This is a genomic window from Pseudomonas sp. KBN12P06040 (genome assembly GCF_037574965.1).
Classification (GTDB): Bacteria; Pseudomonadota; Gammaproteobacteria; order Pseudomonadales; family Pseudomonadaceae; genus Pseudomonas; species Pseudomonas aeruginosa.
On sequence record NZ_JBBELS010000001.1, the window covers coordinates 2,437,027 to 2,460,623 of the forward strand.

General features: G+C 62.2%; 30 protein-coding genes. 18 read left to right on the forward strand and 12 right to left on the reverse strand.

The window, feature by feature from the left end:
- The first annotated feature begins 117 nt into the window (after window positions 1-117).
- On the forward strand, window positions 118-948 hold the full coding sequence (queF, locus tag VQ067_RS11580; RefSeq protein WP_031685677.1) for an NADPH-dependent 7-cyano-7-deazaguanine reductase QueF: 831 nt from the start codon (window positions 118-120) through the stop codon (window positions 946-948).
- Between the two features lie 66 nt (window positions 949-1,014).
- Here the strand turns inward: queF and VQ067_RS11585 are convergent, their stop codons facing one another.
- The 3 genes from VQ067_RS11585 to VQ067_RS11595 all read right to left on the reverse strand — a co-directional run bounded on the left by VQ067_RS11585 (window position 1,015) and on the right by VQ067_RS11595 (window position 2,673).
- Window positions 1,015-1,278, reverse strand: a complete 264-nt coding sequence (locus VQ067_RS11585; RefSeq protein ID WP_003090878.1) for a DUF4404 family protein — start codon at window positions 1,276-1,278, stop codon at window positions 1,015-1,017.
- Window positions 1,279-1,351: 73 nt separating this feature from the next.
- On the reverse strand, window positions 1,352-1,933 hold the full coding sequence (locus VQ067_RS11590; protein ID WP_003090877.1) for a phosphonate degradation HD-domain oxygenase: 582 nt from the start codon (window positions 1,931-1,933) through the stop codon (window positions 1,352-1,354).
- Entirely contained in the window at window positions 1,930-2,673 is a 744-nt protein-coding gene (locus tag VQ067_RS11595) for an HAD family hydrolase (RefSeq protein ID WP_031685678.1), read from the reverse strand. Before VQ067_RS11595 ends, VQ067_RS11590 begins: the two co-directional genes overlap by 4 nt.
- Window positions 2,674-2,806: 133 nt before the next feature.
- Between VQ067_RS11595 and VQ067_RS11600 the strand changes: the two genes are divergently transcribed.
- Window positions 2,807-3,526 carry a UTRA domain-containing protein gene (locus tag VQ067_RS11600; RefSeq protein WP_003104061.1) on the forward strand — a complete coding sequence of 240 codons (720 nt, stop codon included), beginning with the start codon at window positions 2,807-2,809 and terminating at the stop codon, window positions 3,524-3,526.
- A gap of 1 nt (window position 3,527) precedes the next feature.
- Here VQ067_RS11600 and VQ067_RS11605 read toward each other — a convergent pair whose 3' ends face one another.
- Window positions 3,528-3,932 carry an acyl-CoA thioesterase gene (locus VQ067_RS11605; RefSeq protein WP_003108942.1) on the reverse strand — a complete coding sequence of 135 codons (405 nt, stop codon included), beginning with the start codon at window positions 3,930-3,932 and terminating at the stop codon, window positions 3,528-3,530.
- Window positions 3,933-4,034: 102 nt separating this feature from the next.
- Here VQ067_RS11605 and VQ067_RS11610 point away from each other — a divergent pair, with 102 nt between their 5' ends.
- Window positions 4,035-4,739, forward strand: a complete 705-nt coding sequence (locus tag VQ067_RS11610; protein WP_003090872.1) for an MlaA family lipoprotein — start codon at window positions 4,035-4,037, stop codon at window positions 4,737-4,739.
- 57 nt (window positions 4,740-4,796) lie between these two features.
- Here the strand turns inward: VQ067_RS11610 and pilZ are convergent, their stop codons facing one another.
- On the reverse strand, window positions 4,797-5,096 hold the full coding sequence (pilZ, locus tag VQ067_RS11615) for a cyclic di-GMP-binding protein PilZ (RefSeq protein WP_003104055.1): 300 nt from the start codon (window positions 5,094-5,096) through the stop codon (window positions 4,797-4,799).
- 246 nt (window positions 5,097-5,342) lie between these two features.
- On the opposite strand from pilZ, the gene rssB reads away from it, so the two are divergent.
- Together rssB and rssC are read left to right on the forward strand one after the other, a co-directional pair.
- Window positions 5,343-6,527 carry a two-component system response regulator RssB gene (rssB, locus tag VQ067_RS11620; protein WP_009313899.1) on the forward strand — a complete coding sequence of 395 codons (1,185 nt, stop codon included), beginning with the start codon at window positions 5,343-5,345 and terminating at the stop codon, window positions 6,525-6,527.
- A complete protein-coding gene (gene rssC / locus VQ067_RS11625; RefSeq protein ID WP_003104052.1) occupies window positions 6,524-7,006 on the forward strand; it encodes an anti-sigma factor antagonist RssC in 483 nt (160 codons plus the stop codon). Before rssB ends, rssC begins: the two co-directional genes overlap by 4 nt.
- Before the next feature lie 85 nt (window positions 7,007-7,091).
- Here the strand turns inward: rssC and tal are convergent, their stop codons facing one another.
- Together tal and dusA are read right to left on the reverse strand one after the other, a co-directional pair.
- A complete protein-coding gene (gene tal, locus VQ067_RS11630; protein WP_003090868.1) occupies window positions 7,092-8,015 on the reverse strand; it encodes a transaldolase in 924 nt (307 codons plus the stop codon).
- Window positions 8,016-8,094: 79 nt separating this feature from the next.
- A complete protein-coding gene (gene dusA / locus VQ067_RS11635; protein ID WP_074241064.1) occupies window positions 8,095-9,075 on the reverse strand; it encodes a tRNA dihydrouridine(20/20a) synthase DusA in 981 nt (326 codons plus the stop codon).
- A 143-nt stretch (window positions 9,076-9,218) separates the two neighbouring features.
- On the opposite strand from dusA, the gene VQ067_RS11640 reads away from it, so the two are divergent.
- On the forward strand, window positions 9,219-10,373 hold the full coding sequence (locus VQ067_RS11640) for a site-specific integrase (protein WP_171891557.1): 1,155 nt from the start codon (window positions 9,219-9,221) through the stop codon (window positions 10,371-10,373).
- Here the strand turns inward: VQ067_RS11640 and VQ067_RS11645 are convergent.
- From VQ067_RS11645 to VQ067_RS11660, 4 genes are all read right to left on the reverse strand, one after another.
- Window positions 10,347-10,622: a pyocin activator PrtN family protein gene (locus VQ067_RS11645; RefSeq protein ID WP_003130859.1), complete on the reverse strand. Its 276-nt coding sequence runs from the start codon at window positions 10,620-10,622 to the stop codon at window positions 10,347-10,349. The two genes, VQ067_RS11640 and VQ067_RS11645, sit on opposite strands and share 27 nt — an antisense overlap.
- Before the next feature lie 103 nt (window positions 10,623-10,725).
- Window positions 10,726-10,938, reverse strand: coding sequence for a hypothetical protein (locus tag VQ067_RS11650; RefSeq protein WP_003130860.1), 213 nt, complete (start codon window positions 10,936-10,938; stop codon window positions 10,726-10,728).
- Entirely contained in the window at window positions 10,935-11,537 is a 603-nt protein-coding gene (locus tag VQ067_RS11655) for a DNA cytosine methyltransferase (RefSeq protein WP_171894645.1), read from the reverse strand. Before VQ067_RS11655 ends, VQ067_RS11650 begins: the two co-directional genes overlap by 4 nt.
- Before the next feature lie 88 nt (window positions 11,538-11,625).
- Window positions 11,626-12,788, reverse strand: a protein-coding gene (locus tag VQ067_RS11660) for an IS3-like element IS222 family transposase (RefSeq protein ID WP_087920907.1) whose coding sequence is annotated in 2 segments (ribosomal slippage) — window positions 11,626-12,533 and window positions 12,533-12,788 — 1,164 coding nt in all. Because the reading frame shifts where the segments join, the coding sequence is not laid out codon by codon here.
- Window positions 12,789-12,827: 39 nt separating this feature from the next.
- Here VQ067_RS11660 and VQ067_RS11665 point away from each other — a divergent pair.
- The 3 genes from VQ067_RS11665 to VQ067_RS11675 all read left to right on the forward strand — a co-directional run bounded on the left by VQ067_RS11665 (window position 12,828) and on the right by VQ067_RS11675 (window position 14,350).
- Window positions 12,828-13,163, forward strand: coding sequence for a hypothetical protein (locus VQ067_RS11665; protein WP_317951521.1), 336 nt, complete (start codon window positions 12,828-12,830; stop codon window positions 13,161-13,163).
- 147 nt (window positions 13,164-13,310) lie between these two features.
- Window positions 13,311-13,715, forward strand: coding sequence for a hypothetical protein (locus tag VQ067_RS11670; RefSeq protein WP_071536348.1), 405 nt, complete (start codon window positions 13,311-13,313; stop codon window positions 13,713-13,715).
- Window positions 13,716-13,765: 50 nt separating this feature from the next.
- Window positions 13,766-14,350, forward strand: a complete 585-nt coding sequence (locus VQ067_RS11675; protein ID WP_023115896.1) for a tail assembly protein — start codon at window positions 13,766-13,768, stop codon at window positions 14,348-14,350.
- Between the two features lie 26 nt (window positions 14,351-14,376).
- On the opposite strand, the gene VQ067_RS11680 is transcribed toward VQ067_RS11675, so the two are convergent.
- The gene (locus VQ067_RS11680) at window positions 14,377-14,820 is read right to left on the reverse strand and encodes a hypothetical protein (RefSeq protein ID WP_123809178.1); all 444 of its coding nucleotides are present in this window, start codon (window positions 14,818-14,820) and stop codon (window positions 14,377-14,379) included.
- Between the two features lie 145 nt (window positions 14,821-14,965).
- On the opposite strand from VQ067_RS11680, the gene VQ067_RS11685 reads away from it, so the two are divergent.
- From VQ067_RS11685 to VQ067_RS11725, 9 genes are all read left to right on the forward strand, one after another.
- On the forward strand, window positions 14,966-18,532 hold the full coding sequence (locus tag VQ067_RS11685; protein ID WP_003130899.1) for a phage tail protein: 3,567 nt from the start codon (window positions 14,966-14,968) through the stop codon (window positions 18,530-18,532).
- Between the two features lie 959 nt (window positions 18,533-19,491).
- Window positions 19,492-20,616, forward strand: coding sequence for a phage tail fiber protein (locus tag VQ067_RS11690; RefSeq protein WP_224790188.1), 1,125 nt, complete (start codon window positions 19,492-19,494; stop codon window positions 20,614-20,616).
- A 44-nt stretch (window positions 20,617-20,660) separates the two neighbouring features.
- Window positions 20,661-21,290 carry a glycoside hydrolase family 19 protein gene (locus VQ067_RS11695; protein WP_033990692.1) on the forward strand — a complete coding sequence of 210 codons (630 nt, stop codon included), beginning with the start codon at window positions 20,661-20,663 and terminating at the stop codon, window positions 21,288-21,290.
- Complete coding sequence (locus VQ067_RS11700; protein ID WP_033990690.1) at window positions 21,287-21,655, forward strand: hypothetical protein; 369 nt, start codon at window positions 21,287-21,289, stop codon at window positions 21,653-21,655. The genes VQ067_RS11695 and VQ067_RS11700 overlap by 4 nt, the downstream gene beginning before the upstream one ends.
- Entirely contained in the window at window positions 21,652-21,915 is a 264-nt protein-coding gene (locus VQ067_RS11705) for a hypothetical protein (protein ID WP_033990688.1), read from the forward strand. Before VQ067_RS11700 ends, VQ067_RS11705 begins: the two co-directional genes overlap by 4 nt.
- A gap of 35 nt (window positions 21,916-21,950) precedes the next feature.
- Entirely contained in the window at window positions 21,951-22,214 is a 264-nt protein-coding gene (locus tag VQ067_RS11710) for a hypothetical protein (protein ID WP_003160542.1), read from the forward strand.
- Between the two features lie 104 nt (window positions 22,215-22,318).
- Window positions 22,319-22,807, forward strand: coding sequence for a hypothetical protein (locus tag VQ067_RS11715; RefSeq protein ID WP_021263881.1), 489 nt, complete (start codon window positions 22,319-22,321; stop codon window positions 22,805-22,807).
- Window positions 22,804-23,049, forward strand: a complete 246-nt coding sequence (locus VQ067_RS11720; protein WP_004354886.1) for a hypothetical protein — start codon at window positions 22,804-22,806, stop codon at window positions 23,047-23,049. The genes VQ067_RS11715 and VQ067_RS11720 overlap by 4 nt, the downstream gene beginning before the upstream one ends.
- A gap of 129 nt (window positions 23,050-23,178) precedes the next feature.
- Complete coding sequence (locus VQ067_RS11725; RefSeq protein WP_021263882.1) at window positions 23,179-23,526, forward strand: DUF2388 domain-containing protein; 348 nt, start codon at window positions 23,179-23,181, stop codon at window positions 23,524-23,526.
- The last annotated feature ends 71 nt before the right edge of the window (window positions 23,527-23,597 follow it).

Below are 23,597 nucleotides of genomic sequence, written 5' to 3' on the forward strand. Positions count from 1 at the left end.
GCCGGCGGACGGCCGGCGTGAAGATGCCGGCCGATCCGTATACACTTGCCGCCGCCCGCCAGTGCGGCGCGGCGCGCGGGGAAGGGCCCTGCGCGATTCATCCAGCAGGTTTCCCGCATGCAGCATCCCGCCGAACATTCGCCGCTGGGCAAGACCAGCGAATACGTCTCCAGCTACACGCCGTCGCTGCTGTTCCCCATTTCACGCACGGCGAAATGGGCCGAGCTTGGCCTGAGCGCCGAGACTCTGCCTTATCGCGGCGTGGATATCTGGAATTGCTACGAGCTGTCCTGGCTGACCCCGGCCGGCAAGCCGGTGGTGGCGATCGGTGAGTTCTCGATCCCGGCGGACTCGCCTAACATCATCGAGTCGAAGTCGTTCAAGCTCTACCTCAATTCCCTCAACCAGTCCGCCTTCGACAGTCGCGAGGCGCTCCGTACGGTGTTGGAGAAAGATCTCTCGGCCGCTGCCGGGGCGCCCGTGGGCGTGCGCCTGCGCAGCCTCGACGAGGTGGCCGAGGAGGGCATCGGGCGCCTGCCGGGGCACTGCATCGACGAGCTGGACATCGCCGTCGACGGCTACGAGCAGCCGCGCCCGGAACTGCTGCGCTGCGACGCCGGGCGGATCGTCGAGGAGCAGCTCTACAGCCACCTGCTCAAGTCCAACTGCCCGGTCACCGGCCAGCCCGACTGGGGCACCCTGGTGGTCGACTACCGGGGCCCGGCGCTGGACCCGGCCAGCCTGCTGGCCTACCTGGTTTCCTTCCGCCAGCACCAGGACTTCCACGAACAGTGCGTCGAACGCATCTTCCTCGACCTGCAGCGCCTGCTGCAGCCGCAGGCGCTCAGCGTCTACGCACGCTACGTACGCCGTGGCGGCCTGGATATCAATCCCTACCGCAGCCTGGCGGAGGTCGCGCCGGACAACCGACGCCTGGTGCGCCAGTAACCCCTCGCAACACGCGGATACGAAAAAGCCCCGGCCATGCCGGGGCTTTTCATTTCGGCAAGTCGTTCAGATACCCATGTTGGCCAGGCTCTGCACGATGGAGCGGAGCGTGCCGGCGAGGGTCGGGTGGCTGACCTCGAAGCGCTCGACGGCGAGGTTGACCCCATCGACCAGGCTGCCTTCGTTGAGGGCGTCCTCGTTGGCCAGTTTCAGTTCGATGTCCCTGATCAGGAGTTCCAGTTCGGCGCGCTGCTCTTCGTTCAGCGGCGGTTGTTGCTCCAGTTGCTCGCGCAGGGCGGACAGTTCGCGCAGCAGACTCTCTTTCGGCATGGCATTTCCCTCGACGTACAAGTCTTCGGTGGACCTCCGGCGGGCGCCGAAAGGTCCGTCCATGCCGAACAGATTAACCTGTCGGGCGCAGATGTGCGCGATCCGGATCAATCCGCAGCAGGCGTTCCAGCAGCGGGAAGAAGTGCGTCAGTTCGGGGGTGCGCATGGCCGGGTCCTTGGCCAGGTCGTCGAGGCGGCGCAGGGTCAGGCCGTCCTGGGCATAGGGCGCCTTGATGTAGGCCGCGGCGGCACGCTCGTCGAACGGCCCGCCTTGCAGCACCAGGCTGTGCCGGGAGGCCGGCGACAGGCTGGCGTGGTAGCTCGGGTCCACCGCGCAGAGGAAGCGCTTGGCCGATACGTGCAGGCGCACCGGCTGCCAGACCGACTCGGGGAACAGCTCGCGCAGCAGGCGTGCGCCGAATTCCTCGTGGCGCAGGTCCTCCTCGTCGATCTGCGCCGGGTCTTCATAGAGGTGGCCGATATCGTGCAGCAGGGCGGCGACTACAAGGCTGTCCGAGCAGCCGGCGCGCTCGGCCAGGGTCGCACACTGCAGCGCGTGCTCGGCCTGGCTGACTGCCTCGCCATAGGGCTCGGCGCCATGGCTGGCGAAGCGTTCGGCCAGTTCGTCGAGAAAGCGGTGACGGGCGCGGCTCATGGTTTTTCTCCTTTCAGGCGGCGGACGGCGAGGTCGTGCAGGCAGGGTTGCAGCTCGCCCAGGTGATCGATCACGGAATGCACGCCCAGGCGGTACAGTTCCAGGGTGGCGTCGGCGCGCAAGCGGTCGCGCTCGGTATGTCCGAGAGCGTCCCAGTCGGCTGGCGAGAGGCCGCACGACGGCCCGCTGGCGGCCAGGCCGATGGTCCATAGCCCGGCATTGAGTCCGGCCTGGAGTTGACGCGGTTGGGCGCTGACCAGCACGCAGCCGTCGAGGCGCTCGATGCCCAGCCGGGCGAGGGCCTGCCAGCAGCCATCGGGGGCCGGCCAGGGGCGCGCGCCGGCGAGGGGGATCAGGGCGTCCGCTCGGCCGAGCGGCGCGGCAAGGCGCTGGCAGACCGATTCCGGTAGCTCGTCCTGCCAGGCGTAGGGAATCCGTTGTTCGTCCAGGCTCTCCAACAGGGCCACGGCACCGGTGATGGCCTCGGCCTGTTCCTCGGCGGCTTCGTCGAGGGCCTGCTCCAGGCGCTGGCGCTCGCTCTTGTTCGGTTTGCGCCGCAACAGGAAGCTTTGTGCCTCGGCGAAGGGCAGCAGACTGGCGTCGCGGAGGTGTTCGGCAGGGCTATGCGGATGGCTGCGCAGCAGCGCCAGGGACAGGGTCCGGGCGCCGAAATCCACCAGGCCGCCGGAGAGTCCGAAGAGCAGGGCGGTGAAGCGCGGGAGTTGGTCGGAGCTGGGCATGCGAAAGGCGTCTGGCAAATGGTCTAGGCCAGCCTAGAGGGGTTTTGTGACGCTGCCGTGACGTTTTCGTGGCAGTGGCGATAGGCCGACGGGCTGCCGTTATAATCGGCCGGTCTGAATCAGCGAGGCCGTCATGCCGGTCGATCAATCTCGTCAGTACCTGCGCATCCGCGACCAGCTCGCCGCGGATATCGCCCAGGGCGTGCTGCAGGTGAAACTTCCCTCCGAGCGGGAGTTGGCCGAGCGCTTCCTGTGTACCCGCATCACCCTTCGCGAAGCCCTGCAGCAACTGGAAACCGAAGGCCTGGTCTATCGCGAGAACCGCCGCGGCTGGTTCGTCGCGCCGCCGCGGATCCGCTACAACCCGACCCGTACCACCGGCTTCATGGAATACGTCAGCGCCCAGGGACGCCAGCCGCGTACCGAGACGCTGCACGCCGAGCGGCGAGCAGCCGGCGCCTGGCTGGCCAAGCGGATGGGGCTGGAGGACAGCGCGCCGGTGTATTTCCTGCAACGGCGCCGCTGGGTGGACGAGCGTCCGGTGCTGATCGAACTGATCGCCCTGGATGCCGGGTGGTGCCCGGGCCTGCTGGACCACGACCTCGATACTTCGCTGATGAGCCTGCTGCGCGAGCGTTTCGGCCTGCAGCCGACGCGCTGCCAACTGGCGATGCATCCGACCGCGCTGAACGCGGCCCAGGCCGAGCCGCTGCAACTGGCGCCGGGTTCGCCGGCGCTGTACCTGGAGCGACTGAGTTACGCGGAGGGGCAGAGGGTGGTCGAGTTCGACCAGGAGTTCTGGCGCCCGGACGCCCTGGAGATCGTGCTCGACGCGGCCTATCCGGGCGCCTGAGTCAGGCGATCGCGGCGCGTATGCTGTCCGGCACGGGCGTCGAACGGTTTTCCGCGTGGCGCACCCAGACCAGCTTGCAGTGGCCTTCGCCATAGGTGCCTTGCGGATCTTCCAGGGTGCTCAGGCGATGTTCCAGTACCAGGCTGCTGGTGCCCAGCTTGCCGGCGTACAGTTCCACCACCACGGTGGCCGGATGCACCACCGGCTTCAGGTAGGTGTGCAGGCTTTGCAGCACCACCGGCCCCTCGGCAGCGCCTTCCAGGTCGATGCCAAGGGTTTCGAACCAGGCCACCCGGGCTTCTTCCAGGTACTGGAAATAAAGGGTGTTGTTGACGTGCCCGTAGCTGTCCATGTCGCCCCAGCGCACCGGGATATGGGCCGTGTGTAGCAATTGTCTGTCAGCCATCTCGTAACTCTTCTAGTCTCAAAATCAATGCGAGCCTATATACTGCGCGCACGCTGAAGCCGCGCTGGCGGCCAAGACTAGTCATGCAAAGGAGATACAGCAATGCGCGCCCGCGGCGTGAACTGGATCGAACGTAGTGCCCGAATCCTGGCTTGCGCCAGCCTCGCATTGGCACCCACGCTGTCCCTGGCGGCCAGTGAAGAAGACCCTTGGGAAAGCATCAACCGTCCCATCTTCACCTTCAACGACACCCTGGACACCTATGCGCTGAAACCGCTGGCCCAGGGTTACCAGAAGGTCACCCCGAACTTCGTTCAGGACGGCGTGCACAACTTCTTCAACAACCTCGGCGACGTGAAGAACCTGGCCAACAACCTGTTGCAGGCCAAGTTCCACAACGCCGGCGTGGACACCAGCCGCCTGCTGTTCAACAGCACCTTCGGCCTGGCCGGCTTGATCGACGTGGCGACCCCGATGGGCCTGCAGCGCAACGACGAGGACTTCGGCCAGACACTGGGTTATTGGGGCGTCGGCAGCGGCCCGTACGTGATGCTGCCGTTCCTCGGCCCGAGCACGCTGCGCGATGCCCCGGCGAAGATCCCGGACATCTATGTCGGTCCCTACCACTACATGGACGACGTACGCGCGCGCAACGTGATGTTCGGCATCAACACCGTCGACACCCGTGCCAACCTGCTGAAGTCGGAAAAACTGATCAGCGGCGACAAGTACATCTTCATCCGCAACGCCTACCTGCAGAACCGCGAGTTCAAGGTCAAGGACGGCGAGGTGGAGGACGACTTCTAAGTCGACCCGCTTCGTGCGACACCTGGAAAGGCGGCCCTTGGGTCGCCTTTCGTCGTTTCAGTGGATCGCGACGATGCTCAGCCCCAGGCTATGCCGCCCCGGGCCGAGCCGTTCGCAGCGCACCACGCGGGCTTCCAGTTCCAGGCCGGTGAGGGTCTCGTGGGTGGACGGGATGCTCACCCGCAGGTGGTCGCCCGGAGCCAGCTCGCTTTGCGCTTCCAGCAGCAGCCCGCTGGCGGACAGGTCCCGGCACAGGGCCACCGACTCGCGGCCTTCGCAGCGGATGGTGACCGGGGTGTCGAGCTTCATGCGGATGAAGTCGCGCTTCTCGCTGTAGTTGTGCTCGATGGGCTGCATGGGCTGATCCTCATGGTCGGGGCGATGGGGGGGCGACTGGCAATCCTGGCGATTATCGTCAAAGTTTATACCGTGCGGACGGGATCGGACGGACAAAGGCGGATTTTCCGGCAAAGGTCAACGGCTTGAACTGCTCAACGGATGGGAGTACCGTCTGCGCCTTGTCGAACCCCGTAGCCGCGCTGTTGTCACTTACAATAAGCGCCTAGGACCCACTGTTTCCGGCGCCGTTTGCCTGGATGACCCATGCATAAAGTCAGTGCCACGCTGCTGATCATCGATGACGACGAGGTGGTGCGCGAAAGCCTCGCTGCCTACTTGGAAGACAGCAACTTCAAGGTGTTGCAGGCCCTCAACGGTCTGCAGGGCCTGCAGATCTTCGAAAGCGAACAGCCGGACCTGGTCATTTGCGATTTGCGCATGCCGCAGATCGACGGCCTCGAATTGATCCGCCGCATCCGCCAGACCGCTTCGGAAACGCCGATCATCGTGCTTTCCGGAGCCGGCGTGATGAGCGATGCGGTGGAAGCCTTGCGCCTGGGCGCCGCCGACTACCTGATCAAGCCCCTGGAAGACCTCGCGGTGCTCGAGCATTCGGTGCGCCGGGCCCTGGATCGCGCCTACCTGCGGGTCGAGAACCAGCGCTACCGCGACAAGCTGGAAGCCGCCAACCGCGAATTGCAGGCCAGCCTGAACCTGCTCCAGGAAGACCAGAACGCCGGACGCCAGGTGCAGATGAACATGCTTCCGGTGACGCCGTGGAGCATCGAGGGGCTGGAGTTTTCCCACCGGATCATTCCGTCGCTGTATCTCTCTGGCGACTTCGTCGACTACTTCCGGGTCGACGAGCGACGCGTGGCGTTCTACCTGGCCGACGTTTCCGGCCATGGCGCTTCCTCGGCCTTCGTCACGGTGCTGCTGAAGTTCATGACCACGCGTCTGCTCTACGAGTCACGGCGCAACGGCACGCTCCCGGAGTTCAAGCCGTCCGAGGTGCTGGCGCACATCAACCGCGGCCTGATCAATACCAAGCTGGGCAAGCACGTGACCATGCTCGGCGGGGTCATCGACCTGGAGAAGAACAGCCTGACCTACAGCATCGGCGGCCACCTGCCGCTCCCGGTACTGTTCGTCGACGGGCAGGCGAGCTACCTGGAAGGCCGTGGCCTGCCGGTGGGCCTGTTCGACGATGCGAGCTATGACGACCGGGTCATGGAGTTGCCCCCTTCCTTCAGCCTGTCGCTGTTTTCCGATGGCATCCTCGATGTGCTGCCAGGAGCTACGCTGAAGGAGAAAGAGGCTTCGCTACCGGAGCAGGTGGCAGCCGCCGGAGGCACCCTCGACGGGCTGCGCCAGGTCTTCGGGCTGGCCAACCTGGCGGAGATGCCGGATGATATCGCCTTGCTGGTGTTGAGCAGGAACCTTGCATGAGTACCGGTAAAATCCAGTTTGCCGAACAGAACGGCTCCTTCGTTCTGAAATTCGTCGGTGAGGTCCGCCTCACCCTGTGCTCGGCCCTGGATTCCACCATCGAAAAGATCTTCGCTGCGCTGAATTTCTCGGCGATCATCATCGATCTTACGGAAACCCAGAGCATCGATAGCACCACGCTCGGCCTACTGGCCAAGCTGTCCATCCTGTCGCGGCAGAAAATCGGCCTGTTGCCCACGCTGGTGACCACCAATCCGGACATTACCCGTCTGTTGCAGTCGATGGGTTTCGATCAGGTGTTCAATATCGTCGATCGTCCGATTCCGTGTCCGGAGTGCCTGTCCGACCTGCCGCCGCAGGACCAGTCGGAAGATGTGGTGCGCGACAAGGTCCTGGAGGCGCACCGCATCCTGATGGGCCTCAACGAATCCAACCGCGAAGCCTTCCACGACCTGGTCAGCGCCCTGGAGCGCCATTAACCGGTCGATCCCTTCCCGAACTCCTGCTGAATTCCGCTGCGCCGGAACGGGACGCCCTGCATGCGCGTCCCGCCGGCAGCGGCGATCAGTGGCGGGTCGCCAACTGGTATTCGAGCTTTTCCTGGTCGCGTGCGAACAGGCGGATGCCTTCGGCCAGCTTTTCGGTGGCCATGGCGTCCTCGTTCATCTGCCAACGGAAAGCGCTCTCGTCGAGCACCTGGCGCGGCTCGCCTTCGCCCGGCAGCAGCAGGCGCGGCAGCTCGCCCTGGGCGTCAGCCAGTTGTTGCAGCAGGTCGGGACTGATGGTCAGGCGGTCGCAGCCGGCCAGTTGCTCGATCTGGCCGAGATTGCGGAAGCTGGCGCCCATCACCACCGTCTTGTAGCCGTTGGCCTTGTAGTAGCGATAGATGCGCGAGACCGACTGCACGCCGGGATCCTCGGCGCCGGCGTAGTCGCGATTCTCGCTCTTCTTGTACCAGTCGTAGATGCGCCCGACGAACGGCGAGATGAGGAACACCCCGGCGTCGGCGCAGGCCACCGCCTGGGCGAAGGAGAACAGCAGGGTCAGGTTGGTCTGGATGCCCTCGCGTTCCAGAATCTCGGCGGCGCGGATTCCTTCCCAGGTGGAGGCGATCTTGATCAGCACCCGCTCGCGGTCGATGCCCTGTTCGTCGTACAGCTCGATCAGGCGGTGGGCGCGGGCGAGGGTGGCCTCGCTGTCGAACGACAGGCGCGCGTCGACTTCGGTGGAAATACGTCCGGGAATGACTCCGAGGATGTCCTTGCCGACTGCCACGGCGAAGCGGTCGCAAGCCAGTCCGGCGTCGCCGCCGCTACCCGCGGTAGCCTGTCGAAGGTGCTCGGCGTAGCGCGGCAGGGCAGCGGCCTTGAGCAGCAGCGACGGGTTGGTGGTGGCGTCCACCGGCTTCAGGCGGGCAATGGCATCGAAGTCGCCGGTGTCGGCGACCACCGTGGTGTATTGCTTGAGTTGTTCCAGCTTCGAAGTCATGGCGAGGTCTTGTCAGGTGGGTTCTTGGGAAGAAGAATCCCCCGACCTTACCCGAGCCGCAGGCGCGGCTCAATGGGAGCTATCGCCCCGCCAGAAGTTCCAGCGCCTGGTCGAAAACCCGTAGCGGATCGGCGGCCTTGTGCACGTCCACCGAGAGCAACTGGCGGAATCGCCGGGAGCCGGGGAAGCCCTGGGCCAGGCCGAGGATATGGCGGGTCACGTGATGCATCGCGCCGCCTTCGGCCTGGTGTCGCTCGATGTACGGACGCAGACGGAGCAAGGCCTCGCTGCGACTGAGCGGCGGCGCTTCGCTGCCGAACAACTGGCTGTCCACCGCGGCCAGCTGGTAGGGGTTGTGGTAGGCCTCGCGACCGAGCATCACGCCGTCGAAGGTCTGCAGATGCTCGCGGCAGGCCTCGAGGGTCTTGATGCCGCCGTTGAGGACGATCTCCAGGTCCGGGAAGTCCTTCTTCAATTGCGCCGCGACCTCGTAGCGCAGCGGTGGCACCTCGCGGTTCTCCTTGGGCGAGAGCCCTTCGAGGATGGCGATCCGCGCATGCACGGTGAAGCTCCGGCAGCCGGCCTCGCGTACCTGGCCGACGAAATCGCAGAGTTCGGCATAGCTGTCGCGCCCATTGATACCGATGCGGTGCTTCACCGTCACCGCTATCTCCACCGCATCCAGCATCGCCTTCACGCAGTCCGCCACCAGCGCCGGATGCCCCATCAGGCAGGCGCCGATCATGTTGTGCTGGACCCGGTCGCTGGGGCAGCCGACGTTGAGGTTGACCTCGTCGTAGCCGGCCTCTTCCGCCAGCCGCGCGCAGGCCGCCAGTTCCGCCGGCACACTGCCGCCCAGTTGCAGCGCCAGTGGGTGCTCGCATTCGTCGTAGCGGAGGAAGCGCTGGCGATCGCCGTGCAGCAACGCGCCGGTGGTGACCATCTCGGTGTAGAGCAAGGTGTGACGGGACAACTGGCGCAGGAAGAAGCGGCAGTGGCGATCGGTCCAGTCCATCATCGGCGCAACGGAGAAGCGGCGGGACAGTGTAGGGCGCGTCATTTCTGGCGTTGAGGCTTGATTCATCAGGTCTTTTGTGTGCGCTTTATCGGTGCGTTTTTCGGGGTTTTCGGGCATATTTGGCGGGTTGGTGGTAAAAATTACCACTCGCCTAACGCCTTTTACCACCGGGACCGGGAGTTACGATGGCCACTATTCGCGCTCGGCGCAACGCCGATGGAACGGTGATGTACACCGCGCAGATTCGTATCAAGCGCGGAGGCGCGCAAGTCTATCAGGAGAGCGCAAGTTTCAGCCGGAAAAAGGCCGCTGAAGCATGGGCGCTCCGTCGGGAGGCTGAATTGGCCGAGCCTGGTGGCTTGGAGCGGGCCACGAAAAAGGGGGTACTGCTTCGGAACATTATCGCGCAGTACCTGGCCGACCGGGATAAGACTCGCCCGCTGGGTAAGACCAAGATCGCCACGCTGACCGCCATCGCCGCTTCCCACTTGGGCGATACCATCGACCGGGATATCACCAGTCAGGTGCTCGTTGACTATGCACTGTGGCGTATGGGGCCGGACGGGGGAGGGGTGAAGGCGCAGACAGTTGCCAATGACCTGGCACATCTTGGGTCGGTGTTAGGAGTGGCGGAGGCAGCCTGGGGGTATCAAGTCGACCCGGACGTTATGGCGAAAGCCCGCAGAGTTCTCAAGAACCTGGGTTACAAGTTGCGCAGCAGGGAGCGTGATCGGCGCCCGACACTTGAAGAGTTGGATCGGTTGTTTCAGGCGTTCGAGCGCTCATGGCGATCGCGGCCGACCTCGATGTGCATGGCGAAGGTCGCTGCCTTCGCATTGTTCTCCAGCCGAAGGCAGGAGGAGATCATCCGTATCCGGTGGGCGGATCTGGACGAGGCCCGGGGCGCCGTCCTGGTCCGGGACATGAAGAACCCAGGCGACAAGTGGGGTAACGACGTGTGGTGTCAGCTACCCGAGGAGGCAATGGCGGTCATCAAGAGTATGCCGCGGGCCTTCGACGAGATCTTTCCATACACCACCGATGCGATTCAGGGGGCATGGAGTCGCGCGATCACTGCCGCAGGTATAGAGGATCTGACGTTTCACGATCTGCGCCACGAAGCGATCAGTCGGCTGTTTGAGCTGGAGTGGGACATTCCCAAGGTGGCTTCGGTCAGCGGGCACCGAGATTGGAACTCTCTTCGGCGATATACCCATCTGCGTGGGTCTGGCGATAAATATGCTGGCTGGGAATGGCTCCCGAAGGTCCTGGCGATGCCGGTGTCCTTCGGGGAATGGGTTTCCAAGAAGAAGTTAGGCCGCCGGTCGGGCTCGGTTTAGCCGTTCATGGTCTTTCAGGGCGACCTCGCGCTGTTTGTCCAGATACGCCGCCAGGTCCGCCAAGTGAATGCCTCGGGCAGCCTTCTGGCTGGACTCGATCCGCGTGATAGGGATCTGGATCTGTCCGGCCAGGACCTTCCGCTGGAACTGCTCGACAGTCAGGTGACTGAAGTAGTCGGCGCATACTCTATTCAGCGGGATGATGGCGAGGCCGTTGTACTGGGCCATGAGAAGGAACAGGGTATTCATCAGTAGCACCCCGCTTGCCAGGCGGCCAGCGTGCGGAGGGCTGGGAACACCTCTGCAGCGAGCACCGCGGCAAGGCCGAGGGCGGCGATGATGCCGAGTGCGGTCAGTGCTCTACGCATTGTTGCTCCCCCTCAGTCTTGTTGATGTTGGACAGTGCGTGGGCGCGCTGGTCGAACCAGACGGAGGTCAGTGGGCGGGATACGCCGGCGCACGGTGCGGAACCGGTCAGAAACTCGGTGGAGTGCTCCACGCTGAACTCTGGAAGGTCGACCACCTCGACGATGGGGCGGCTGTCTTGTTGGGTGTTCTGGCTCATGCTGCCTCCCTCATGGTTTCTTCGGGGAAGAGGGGGTTGGCTTTGAGGAGGGCGTAATAGGGCTTGGGCGACACCGAGTTGCCGCACATCTTCACTTTGGCCTTGTTGCTGAAACGGCGGCCGTCGTGCCCTACGTCGATCTTGTAGGTCTTGGGGAACCCTTGGATCAGGAACAGCTCCAGCGGCGTGAGCATCCGCATGCCGATATCTACGATCACGTAGGGATTTCCCTTGATCGTCACGGTCACCAGTGCGAGGCGGTCGCGGGTGGTGATGGTGGCGGCCGGATCTCGCGGATCGTAGGTGTTGTCGGACCCGTAGTACCCCATGAGGAAGGCCGCCACCCGCAGCGCACCGGCTTCGTTCTCCGGCGATAGCGTGCATTCCATGAGCGCCAGGTCATCGGCGCCGGCGGTTATCGCTGGGGCTCCTTCTCGGAGATCGCGGCCGGTGCAGCCGTTGCGCAGTGTTACTAAGCTGGCGGTCACGACGTTCTGTTGGCTCCCGCTGGTGGTCAGGGCGGTGGCTGGCTCCGCAGGATGGCGGCCGAGTGTCGCGTTGTACCCGCCATTGTGTTGCGCCAGGTAGGCGACGCCCACGGCACGGTGGTTTTCAGTAAGGACCGTGCCGGCCGGTTGTCCGCAACTGGTCGGTTTACCGCCGTAGGAAGGGCCGCCAGTGTAGTGGTCAACCCATCCCGGACAGTGGGTTGAGTTTTTCTTCGGCCACCGCAGGTGGTAACCCGTCGTTGAATTGATGCGGCCTGATCCAGTTGTAGCGGTGCATCAAGTAATGACTGATGTCCCGTTGGGCCTCCTGCGCCGTCAGGTAACCCGTTGACGGGACCCACTCCGACTTCAGACTGCGGAACAGGCGCTCCATCGGCGAGTTATCCCAGCAATTCCCCCGACGGCTCATGCTCTGCTGCATCCGATAGCGCCAGAGCCGTTGCCGAAACAGGCGGCTGGCGTACTGGCTGCCCTGGTCTGAATGGAACAGCACCTGCTGTGGCCTGCCGCGCTGTTCGTAGGCCATGTCCAGGGCCTTGATCACCAGTTCGGCATCCGGCTTGGCCGAGAACGCCCAGCCGATCACCCGCCGGGTATGCAGATCCAGCACCGCGGCCAGGTAGTGCCAACGGCCTTGCGCCCAGACGTAGGTGATGTCGCCACACCACACCTGATTGGGATGCTCGGTCGCGAATTTGCGGTTCAGCCGATTCGGGATATCCGGCCGCTCAACCGTGGCCTGTTTGTAGGCGTGCGAGCCCGGTTGCTTGCTGACCAGGCCCAGCTCACGCATCAACCGACGCACTCGGAAACGGCCGATGGTCACGCCCTCTTCGCGCAGCATGCCCAGAATGCTGCGGCTGCCGGCCGAGCCCCGACTCTGGCTGAACAACTGGTTGACTTGGCTGCGTAGCGCCACGCGGCGAGCATCGACACGCCGCCGTCGAAGACGGTGGACGTAGTAGCAAGACCGCGCCACATCGAAAGCTGAACAGACCACTTCCACCGACTCCTGCTCACTCAACTGGTCTATCAGCGCGTACGATCGAGTTCGTCCGACATCAAGAGAGCGGTAGCCTTTTTTAATATCGCTTTCTCCCGCTCCAACCGGTTGATCCGGGCTTCCAGCTCCTGGATCTTTTGCTGCTCAGGCGTCAACGCCTTGCTCTTCGGGGTCACACCCTGGCGCTCCGCCTCGAGCTGCTTCACCCAACGGCGCAAGGCCGAATCCACCACCCCCAGCGAACGGCAGGCGTCGATATGGCTGTAGCCTTGGTCCAACACCAGGGCCGCGGCCTCTCGTTTGAACTCGGCGGAAAACGTACGTCGTTGCTTGCTCATCAGACACCTCTCTCACGGCGAGGATTCTCGCCTAAATCGGTGTCCGGGATCAGTAGACCACTACAGGCCGACCGGCTCGACAGCGCGCGGAACTTCATCGCCGCCTACGCCTTGGAAGGCGAGTGGCTGCCGAAGGATAGAGCCGCGTCGGCCGTCGACACCTGCTCGTGGTCGAACATCGCGTTTCTGGTCGACTGCGTGGAGAAGTGCTGGAAGATCGTTGAGAGCCGTCGCCTGGCCACTCACCTGAGCGGGCTCGGTTGTAATGCTGGCGTCGAGTTGGCGGGCTTTCTGTGGGATGGGCTGGGTTCCGCAGCGCACGTGAGGAAGCACTGTGCCAAGCAACTGAACTGGTCGACGCGGGCTTCGGCATGAGCATGGAACTGCTCATCCTAGGGTATGGGCCGTAAACGGCATGGAGAGGGCGCCTTCAGGCGCCCTCTCTGTTTCTGCCGAATGAGCCCTGGGTCTTGATGCTGGCTATTTGGTATCCTCCGCCACAATTATATTGTGGAGAGTCGTATGGATGCCGACGAAAAGAAATGCCCCTTCTGCGCTGAAGTAATCAAGGCTGAAGCGATTAAGTGCAGGTACTGTGGCGAAGCACTTAATGAGGAAGTAGGGCTGCCGCAAAATCTTCAAAAGCCCACTATGGGGGCAGCAAAAAAAGTCCTGATCTGTTTAGTGCTGCTACCAATAGGTGCTCTGGTGGCTCTCCTAATTCTTGGTGCAGTTCTAGAAAGCACAGAGACCCCTGAGTCCAGGGATAAGGATAGGGCTCGAGTAGCTATCGATTTGTGCTGGAAAGATGTTGATGATCGACTTTTAGACATGTCGGCTAGGCGTTTCGCTAAGTCGGTATGCCAGAAACTGGCTGCTGATTATGAGGCGAAGTACGGCCGATCATCCTTCATACGGAAGGAATGAATAATCGCATAAACCGCCTCCGGGCGGTTTTTTATTACCTGGAGAAACGCATGACCACCGCAGCGCACCACACTCCGATGACCACCATCAAACTCTACGGCGCGCTCCGGCAGTTCGGTCGGGAGTACCGTATGCTCGTCGGGTCGACTGCGGAAGCGATCAAGGCCCTGTGCGTGCAGATTCCTGGCCTCGAGCGCTTCCTCGCCAATGCCCACCTGCGAGGTCTGGAGTTCGCTGTATTCCGTGGGAAACGGAACATTTCCGAAGATGAGCTGCAGTTCGGGGGCGCCGAGGAAATTCGCATTGCTCCGGTCATGCGTGGCCGGAAGCGTGGCGGGTTGGTGCAGACGATAGTCGGGGCTGTGCTGATCGCTGCTTCCTACGCTTTTCCCGTCATAGCCCCGTATGCGCTGCCTGCAGGGATAGGGATGGTTGCAGGCGGCGTCATCCAAATGCTCAGCCCCCAGGCCCAGGGCCTGAAGCAGAGCGCGGCGCCGGAGAACCAGCCCAGCTACGCCTTCGGCAGCGCCAGAAATACCACCGCCAGCGGGAACCCGGTGCCGATCTGCTACGGGAAGCGCCGGTGGGGCGGGGCGATTATCTCGGCTTCAATTTACGCTGAAGATAAGTCCTGAGTTTCTATCAGAAATTAACTTTAACTTTAGAGGGCGGATGAGTCTGGATTGCTTTCTATGTAGGCTGAAAGTTCGTCTTTTACCTTGAGGCCAGCGGCCTTTGTTGTGCCAGGTCCACTATGTGGAATGTAATAGGTGTCAATTCCGCGAGGGTCTTTAAGGCGTTGATGTGTGTCGAGCTCTGATGTCCAGGGTAACAATATATTTCCTTTCTTAAAGTCGGACTTTGTTTTTCCAGTCTCTAGATAGAGTTCTATTAGTTCTCCGGAGCTGTTGGTGGTGGTGGCTTTTCTGTTTTTCTTCAATTCCTTAGCCGTTTTTTCGTCAAGTGCGTATTTTAGGCTGTCGTCTAGGGAGTCAATTTTGTCTGGTGATACAATTAAGACTTGTTTTGCTCCTTTCGAAGCCAAGTCAAGAATACGTCCGAACTCGGCATCCCTTTGGATGTATTCTTCGCTGTGAAACTTCATTTTACTTTCCTTGCTGTTAAGAAATTTGCTTGATAGTGCAGTGTCGAAATTACATCCCTGTGATGGCTGCTGGCTACTGCTAATGCATACAGTTTAATTGGCCTTTCAGTCCGCGAGAGCGGACTTTTTTTGCCCGGAGGAAAGCATGGGCACAGAAAACCAGCACCTGGCCGGTCGCAAGGGCGGCAGTAGCAAGCCGAAACAGCCGGTCGAGGCACCCGACAGCCTGCGCTCGGTCGCGATGGCCAAGATCCTGCTCGCCGTGGGCGAGGGCGAGTTCGCCGGCGTTCCGAGCGAGCGCGATATCTACCTCGACAACACCCCACTGATGGACCCGAGCGGTAACCTGAACTTCCCCAACGTTAAGTGGGAGTGGCGCGCGGGGGCGGTGGACCAGGACTACATCCCTGGCATCCCTGCCGTTGAGAACGAAACCAGCGTCAACGTCGAGTTGCGCAGCGATACGCCCTGGGTGCGCTCGCTGAGCAATACCCAGCTTTCCGCAGTGCGTCTGCGCTTCGCCTGGCCAGCGCTCCAGCAGCAGGACACCAACGGCAACATCGGCGGGTACCGGATCGAATATGCCGTAGATCTGGCCACCGACGGCGGCGCCTATCAGGAGGTGCTGCGCGAGGCCGTCGATGGCAAGACCACCACCCGCTACGAGCGTTCCCGCCGGATCGACCTGCCGGCGGCCACCAATGGCTGGCAGGTGCGCGTCCGCCGCCTGACGCCGAACCAGAACAACAACCGCATCGCCGACACCATGCTGATCGCCGGCTACACCGAGGTGATCGACGCGAAGCTGCGCTACCCGAACACGGCGCTGCTGTACGTCGAGTTCAGCGCAGAGCAGTTCAGCAACATTCCGGCTGTCACAGTCGACTGCCGCGGGAGGAAGGTCCAGGTGCCGAGCAATTATGATCCGGAGACCCGGGCCTACCTCGGCATCTGGGACGGCACGATGAAACAGGCCTGGACCGACAACCCGGTCTGGCACACCTACGACATCGTGACCAACGATCGCTTCGGTGTGGGTAAACGCATCAAGGCCTGGATGGTAGACCGTTGGGAGATGTACCGGATTTCCCAGTACTGCGACCAGTTGGTGCCGGACGGGAAGGGCGGCCAGGAGCCGCGACACACCTGCAACCTGAACCTGCAAAGCCGCGCCGGGGCCTGGGAGCTGCTGCGTGACCTCACCGCGATCTACCGTGGTATGGCGTACTGGGCCCAGGGCCAACTGAAGATCCAGGCGGATATCCCGCGCGCCACCGACGTCGATTTCGCCTACACCCGGGCCAATGTCATTGACGACCGCTTCAGCTACGGCTCGGCCAGTGAGCGCACTCGCTACAGCCGTGCCTTGGTCAGCTACGACAATCCGGCGAACAACTACGACACCGACGTGGCTGTGGCCACCGATAAGCGCCTGCAGCGGCGTTACGGCGACAACCCGGTCGAGGTGGCAGCCATTGGCTGCACCCGCGAGAGTGAGGCCCAGCGGCGCGGAAAATGGGCGATCCTGACCAACAGCCAGGATCGCACGATAACGTTCCGTACCGGGATGGACGGAGCAATCCCGCTGCCGGGATGGGTGATTCCGGTGGCTGATGCGCTGTTGGCTGGACGGGAGATCGGCGGGAGGATCTCGGCGGTTGCTGGCCGAGTGATCACCTTGGATCGCGATACTCAGGCGAAGGCTGGCGACCGGCTGCTCCTGAACCTGCCCAGCGGTAAGGCTGAGGCGCGAACCGTGCAGTCGGTAACCGGGCGCGCGGTGACCGTGACGACAGCCTACAGCGAGACCCCGCTACCGGAACTGGTCTGGACCCTCGATGCCGACGACCTGGCGGTGCCGCTCTACCGTGTGATGAAAGTCAGCCAGCCGGAGCGGGGTGTCTTCGAGATCACCGCTCTGCAGTATGAGCCCGGGAAGTTCTCGGCGATCGACACTGGTGCCAAGTTGGAGAGCCGGCCGATCAGCGTTATCCCGATCACCACAGTTGCGCCGCCGGCGAGCGTCACGCTGACCTCGCACTACCAGTTCGATCAGGGGTTGGCGGTCAGCACGATGACCATCGCCTGGCCTGTTGTAGAAGGGGCGGTGGCATACGACGTCGAGTGGAAGAAGGACAGCGGCAACTGGATCCGCCTGCCGCGTGCCGGCACCACCAGCGTCGATGTGACCGGCATCTACGCAGGAGGCTATCTGGCGCGGGTGCGCGCGGTGTCGGCGTTCGACATCACGTCGGTCTGGAAGAGCTCGATCCTGACCCAGCTCAGCGGTAAGACCGGCGCGCCACCGGCGCTGGCGTTCCTGCGTACCACCAGCGGACCGTGGAAGATCGGCCTGGAGTGGGCATTCCCGGCCAGTGGCGCGGCGGACACCGCCTACACCGAGATCCAACAGTCGGTTACCCCGGGCGGCAGCGAACAGAACGCAACTGCCCTGGGCTTGTTCGCATACCCGACCGACACCCACACGCTGACCTCGCTGGCGGCCGGCGCTCGCCTGGCCTTCCGCGGGCGGCTGATCGACCGGACCGGCAACGTCGGCCCCTGGTCGGCCTGGGTCGACGGTATCAGCTCGACGGATGCGAGCGAGTACAACGAACTGATCACCAAGGAGTACGTCGAGTCCGCGCTGGGCGAGCAGTTCTTCGCCGACATCGATCAGATGCAGGTCGATATCAGTGGCCTGCAGGACCAGATCGACAATCTGACCGATGTGCTGGCCTACGACCCGACGAAGACCTACGCGAAGAACGATATCGTGCGGGTCGGCAACCGGCTGTATCAAGCGAAGCAGGCGGTGCCGCTCAACGCCTCTCCGCCGAATGCGACCTACTGGGCCGACATCGGACAGTCGATCGAGACGGCCAACGGCCTGGCCCAGCAGGTGGCCACCAACACTGCGGATATCACCGAGCTCGACGGTAAGGTCGAAGCGGCGGCTTCGAGCCTGGATGTTCTGCAGGCTGCCGCCCGCCGGGAGCCGGCGACCGGAGAGAAGGCCGATGCGCTGAAGGGCTGGGACACCATTGCTCGAGCCGCCACCGAAGTCACCGTGCGGGCGAACGAGGACGAAGCGCAGGCGAAGCGGACGAGCTTGCTTGAAGCGCGGACTGCAACTGCGGAGGGGCGCATTACCACGGTCGAGCAGGTGACCGCGAGCGACAGACAAGCCACTGCCCAGCGCATCGACCAACTTTCAGCGGAGGTGGGTAGCAACAGTGCGGCAATCCAGACGACGTCCCAGGCAGTGGCCTCTCTGGATGGGAACGTTCAGGCGCTCTACAGCGTAAAGCTCCAGGCCCATGCCAATGGGCAGTCGTACGCCGCTGGCTGGCAACTGGGCTTCGACAGCGGCACGAGCGTGACGACCATGGCGTTCCAGGCTGATCGGTTCCTCTGGTTCAACAGTTCCAGCGGGCAGACCGTGGCGCCGGTCTCGATCGTCGGAGGCCAGATGTTCATCAACAACGCGATGATTCAGGACGGTTCGATTACGAACGCGAAGATCGGCAACGTGATTCAGTCGACCGCACTCGGTGCCAACGGCGAGCCGCTGTGGAAGCTTGATAAAGCAGGGAGTTTGACGATGAACAGCGCAACGTCCGGAGGCTTCATGAGGCAGACAGCGGAGGCCGTTAAAGTCTACGACGCGAACCTGGTGTTACGGGTACAGATCGGGAATCTCGACGCATGAGCTATGGCATCCGAATTCGAAACGCAGCCGGAGGGATCGTGATGGACCTCACCGGCCAGTCGGCGCGGACTGTATATCGACAATCGATTGGAGCGATCACAGGAGGAATGGCAGTGAGTATTCCCGGCTTTGATCCCGCTCGTGGTGTAGTTTTCTTAATCTCAAGCGGCTACCCATTTGGAAACGTCCCTTCCTATAGAATATCTGGAAATGTAATTACGTTTTTGCGAGACGGATCTCCAAATGTTACCTATGTCCTGCATGCGGTAATGTTCTCATGAGCTACGGTATCCTTGTTCGAGGGAACAATGGGCAAACAATTATCGATGACTCAAACCCCTGCATGCATATTGTTGAAGGTGGGGTGTATGGCGTTCAAGGAGCGGTGGAAATTGTTGTAAACTACTCGGCGCCAATTAATTCGCCCTACGAGCCATATGTATACTTCTGTCCTAATGGGCCTCACCAGATTTATAGATTTCGACATCTGGGAGGGGCTGGGGCTTGGTCTGGATTTGCGTTTTACCAGTCTAGTTTCCAAGATACCGACCCGCCGGTATATGGAGGAAAGTGGAAGGCCGCAGCAGTCATGCTACCCCGTATAGGAGGGTGGGGCATGCATGTATTCGATGCTCAGTCGCGTGTCATGTTCGACAGTAATCGCGAGATTGTGCGGTTTGTTGGAGGGGCGCAGGAGTGGGAGTTATACGCCCATAACCCTAATTGGCCCGGAGGTATGCACATGCAAACATGGGCACTTCCATATCCATATGGGTTGTCCACCTATTTTCTGGTGAGTCATTTTAATCTAAAGCATATCTATACTCTGGAACCCCCTCGTATAGGGTTCCTGTACAATTCCCGGGCCATGATTTTCGTCTCCTCGTTAGTTCCGGATGAGATCGGATTTAAGTTCAACTGGCCACTCATTGTTGTCGCGTAATTTGAAGGAGGCTTAAATGGCATGGTATTCAACCGGCACCGTCGCGGTGACAGAAAATAGCCCGACCGTCACCGGCACCGGAACTCAGTTTTCTTCGAATGTCCGGGTAGGCGACGCCTTTATTGCCCCTGACGGGCGCCTCTACGAAGTGAGCAACGTCGCCAGTTCGACGGTCATGTCGATAAAGCCCAACTACCGGGGCAGCACGGCTAGCGGCCAGCCCTATGCGGTTGCGCCAATCCTGGGTTACGACAAGGAGCTGAGCGATCGATTCAACCTGATAGCGAACCAGTGGGGAGGGACGCTGGCCGGCATTCAGCCGTGGGCAACGGCACCGACGCCGGCCCAGGCGAGGAACTCGCTCGAGTTGCGCAGCGCCGCCCAGGCCGATATCGGTACAACGCTTGGAAACGCCATGCCGGTCGGCGCATTCGGGATTGGTTCTGAGCGTCCTGACCGAGCACCATCGATTCATCGTTATGCGACAAGCGTCGAGATATTCGATTCGACAACTGTTGACTCCGTGGCAACTGGCATTAGCAACGGATCTGTGTTGACGATCGGCTACGACGGATCCGACTTGCGAGGAGCGCAGATGTTTTTCGGCCAGGTGCCGGCATCTACGGTCAAAGGTCGGTGCGGGAAATTCTCGTCTGCCCCTATTTTCGAGTTCTACACGACTATAAACACGACGAGAGCAACCGACGGGACGCTTCGTGCTGCATCGCCGGTCGTGCGTATCGCCAACGTTGATGGGAGCTTGAGACCGGACCTCAACGAACTGGACTTCGAGCCTGCGGGGGCTTGGGGTGTAGCCAACGCAGAGGCCCGCGGCGTTACTGTTCAACGGCTCGCCGTTGGCGTCTACAAGGTCTCTGGTAGCCTGGGGCTAGCGAAAGAGGGCTGGCGCGTGATCGACCCTGCGTCTCCCGACGGCGGTCGCCCACTCGGTATCACTGACAGCGAACAGGCTGAGGATGGGACGGTCACCATCCGGCTCTTCAAACAGCGCTGGACACTCAGTGACGACGGCGAAATGGTGCTCGGGAAGGGCGCCCCACTGGATGTCCCGCTCAACAGTTGGATCGATGTCCGATTGTCGATGCCGGCACCTCCCGAGATGCAGCCCGAGACTCTATGACCAGCCCGCACTCTGCGGGCTTTTTTTTGTGCCTGGAGATCAGCATGCCTATCACTGAGCAGCAACTGCTGCAAATCCTCCCGAACGCCGGCCCTCGCGCCGGCGTTTTTGTTGGTGCGCTGAACCGAGGGATGACGCGCTTCGGTATCACGTCGCCTGTGCGAGTCGCCGCGTTTCTGGCCCAGATCGGCCATGAAAGCGGCCAGTTGACCCGCCTGGTGGAGAACCTCAACTACAGCGCGCGCGGCCTGGCTGCTACCTGGCCGATTCGCTACCTCGGCGCCGACGGGCAGCCCAACGCGTTGGCGCAGCGCCTGGCGCGCAATCCTCGGGCCATCGCCAACAACGCCTACGCCTCGCGCAACGGCAATGGCGACGAGGCCTCCGGCGACGGCTGGCGGTACCGCGGGCGCGGGCTGCTACAGATCACCGGCCGGGCGAACTACCGCGCCGCCGGCGCCGGGCTGGGCCAGCCGCTGGAGCAGGAACCAGAGCTGCTCGAGCAGCCGGAATTCGCTGCGCTGTCGGCGGCCTGGTGGTGGGCCAGTCACGGCTTGAACGACCTGGCCGACCGCGGCGAGTTCGCCGCCATCACTCGGCGCATCAACGGCGGCACGAACGGCCAGGCGGAGCGCCTGGCGTTGTGGGAGCGCGCAAAGGCGGTGCTGTCGTGATCTGGTCCCGTGTTGTCTCGGTCGCGCTGGGCTGCCTGCTACTGCTCGGCCTCGGCGCCGCCGGCGGTGTCTGGATCGGAGCGCGGCACTACCGGCCGCAGTTGGATGCCGCACGGTCGGATCTGGTCGCCTGCCGTGTCTCCCGGGGAGAGTTGGAGTCCGCAGTGGCGGAGCAGGTCCGGCAGGTTGCCGCGCTCCGCCTGGCCGGCGAGCAGCGCGCCCGGGATGCCGCGCAAGCTGTGGATCGGGGACGACAGCAGGCCGCCGAGCAGTATGCCGAAGCCCAGCGCCTGGTACGTGAGCGAACCGCCGGCGGGCAGTGTGCGGCCGCCGAGGCGGTCATTGATCAGGAGTTGGGTCTATGAGGATGGTGCTGATGCTGGTGGTGTTCGCGCTGGCGGGATGCGCCGGCCAGGTCTTGCCGGAGCCGCGCACGGTGCGCGTAGAGGTGCCGGTGGCGGTGCCGTGCCGGGTGCCGGCGGTGGAGGTGCCCGCATGGGCCACGGCGGGGCTGCGGAAAGACGACGACCTACAGACCAAGGTCCGTGCGCTGCTGGCCGAGCGGCGGCAGCGGATTGGTTACGAGGCGCAACTCTTGGCTGCGAACCAGGCCTGTCAGAATTAGGAGTAGACTACGGCCTTTTCCTACGGATCAGGGCGATGCTGGTGATTCGATTCAAGGGCTGGTCGGTGAAACTCGACCACCAGGTGGGTGGAGCAGGGAAGTTCGGCATCTGGTCATTCCACGGCTCGGAGAGCAGCTACGTCCCAGACATGCAGACGATTCTCCGGCATGCAGCGATCCGGCCGGCGGAGCCGAAGGAAAGCGGCGAAGTCGAGGTATTCATCTGCGACGCGCGCATGCCGCAGAATGAGTGGCGTGCCATAGGGACGGGCGTTGCTGCCTATGAGGCGGAGCGCTGAGTCTAACTCCGTCTGGGCGTGGATGTTGAGAGCTAGCTGTTTTGCTAGTGGTTGCGGTGTTGTTGGCTACCGAAACTGCGCGCTCGAAGCACGGAAGGAACGCCATGGATATCGAACGGACGCATATTCACAGCCAGCACGGCATCAACTTCAGCTTGGCGATCATTCGCCTCGCATGGGCGGAGCGTAGCCGGCTGCTTCACATGAAGTACTGTCCGTCAGTGAAAGCCAGTCACGCGACTGCTGATCTTGCGGTTGAGGTTTTCGACCGGATGCAGGCAAAGGACCGACCTTGCATACTGAGGGTTTTTGTCTCGCTGCCCTTGACCCGAGCTCAGGCTGACTCTCTGAACCAGCAGCGTGTCACCGTTGCTGGCATGGTCGGTATGCTTGCGGGTGTAGCCGGTAAACGCATCAACACTTTTGTTGGAGTTGGCAGCGGCCTTGCAGTTCGTTGGGCGACCCAAGAGAGTCTGCCGACTTACCACTCCGGTGATGTCGTAATCAGCGTTGAAGGGGAGGTGTCCGGCGGGATCGGGCCTCAGCATTCGGTCAAGTCGGAGATCGTCCAGAGCGCGGGAGAGCCCGCATGAATGATGTCATCCAGTTCGCCATCTGGACTGTAGTCATTGTTGCGGTCGGTCACCTAGTGCGCAACAGGGAGGTCCGTAAGTGGCTTGGGATCGCTGTGTTTGTTGCGGCTTGGGTGCTTATTCTTCGATTCTCCTCGGTCAAGTTGGCAGGCTTTGGTCTTGATATCTTGGGGATTTGCCTTGGCATCCTCGGGGTTGACCTTTTTTTTCGACGGGACAAGTTCTCAAAAGCAGATGAATGATGGCGCGCAGGCCGGCCGAAGTGATGGTATTGAAAAACACTACGTCAGCCCAAGACCCTGCCCCCGGCTTGGCCGTCTGGTAATGGACAAGCGGTGTATAGCCGATGACGAACAGAGGATGTTCAAGTTATGGAAACGAAAAAACGTCGGGGCCGCATCTGGCTCTTCCACATCGTATTTTCCTGTCAGATATGCGTCGCCGCCGAGGTCTCGGACGGATTGGAGGAGCTTGCCCGTGGCACCGTCATTCTCACTGTAATGGGCACTTCAGCAACCGGCCACACAAGCGATCATTTCGGGCACAACAGCTATGCCTATGCCCGCGAGGACGCGGCAGCATTTGTAGCCTCAGAAGGAGCAATCTACGGCGTGCAACTGGAGCGCGCCTGGAGGAAATATCAAGCCGACACTCCTGAACCCAGGCTGGAACTGAGCTCCTTTGCTACCGGCCTATTGGCACGTAGTGAGATGCAGTGATGGCGGCAGCAAGCGCTAGGGCGGAAAGCTGCGATATCACTATGCCTGGCCAAAGATGGCAACGAAAGGAT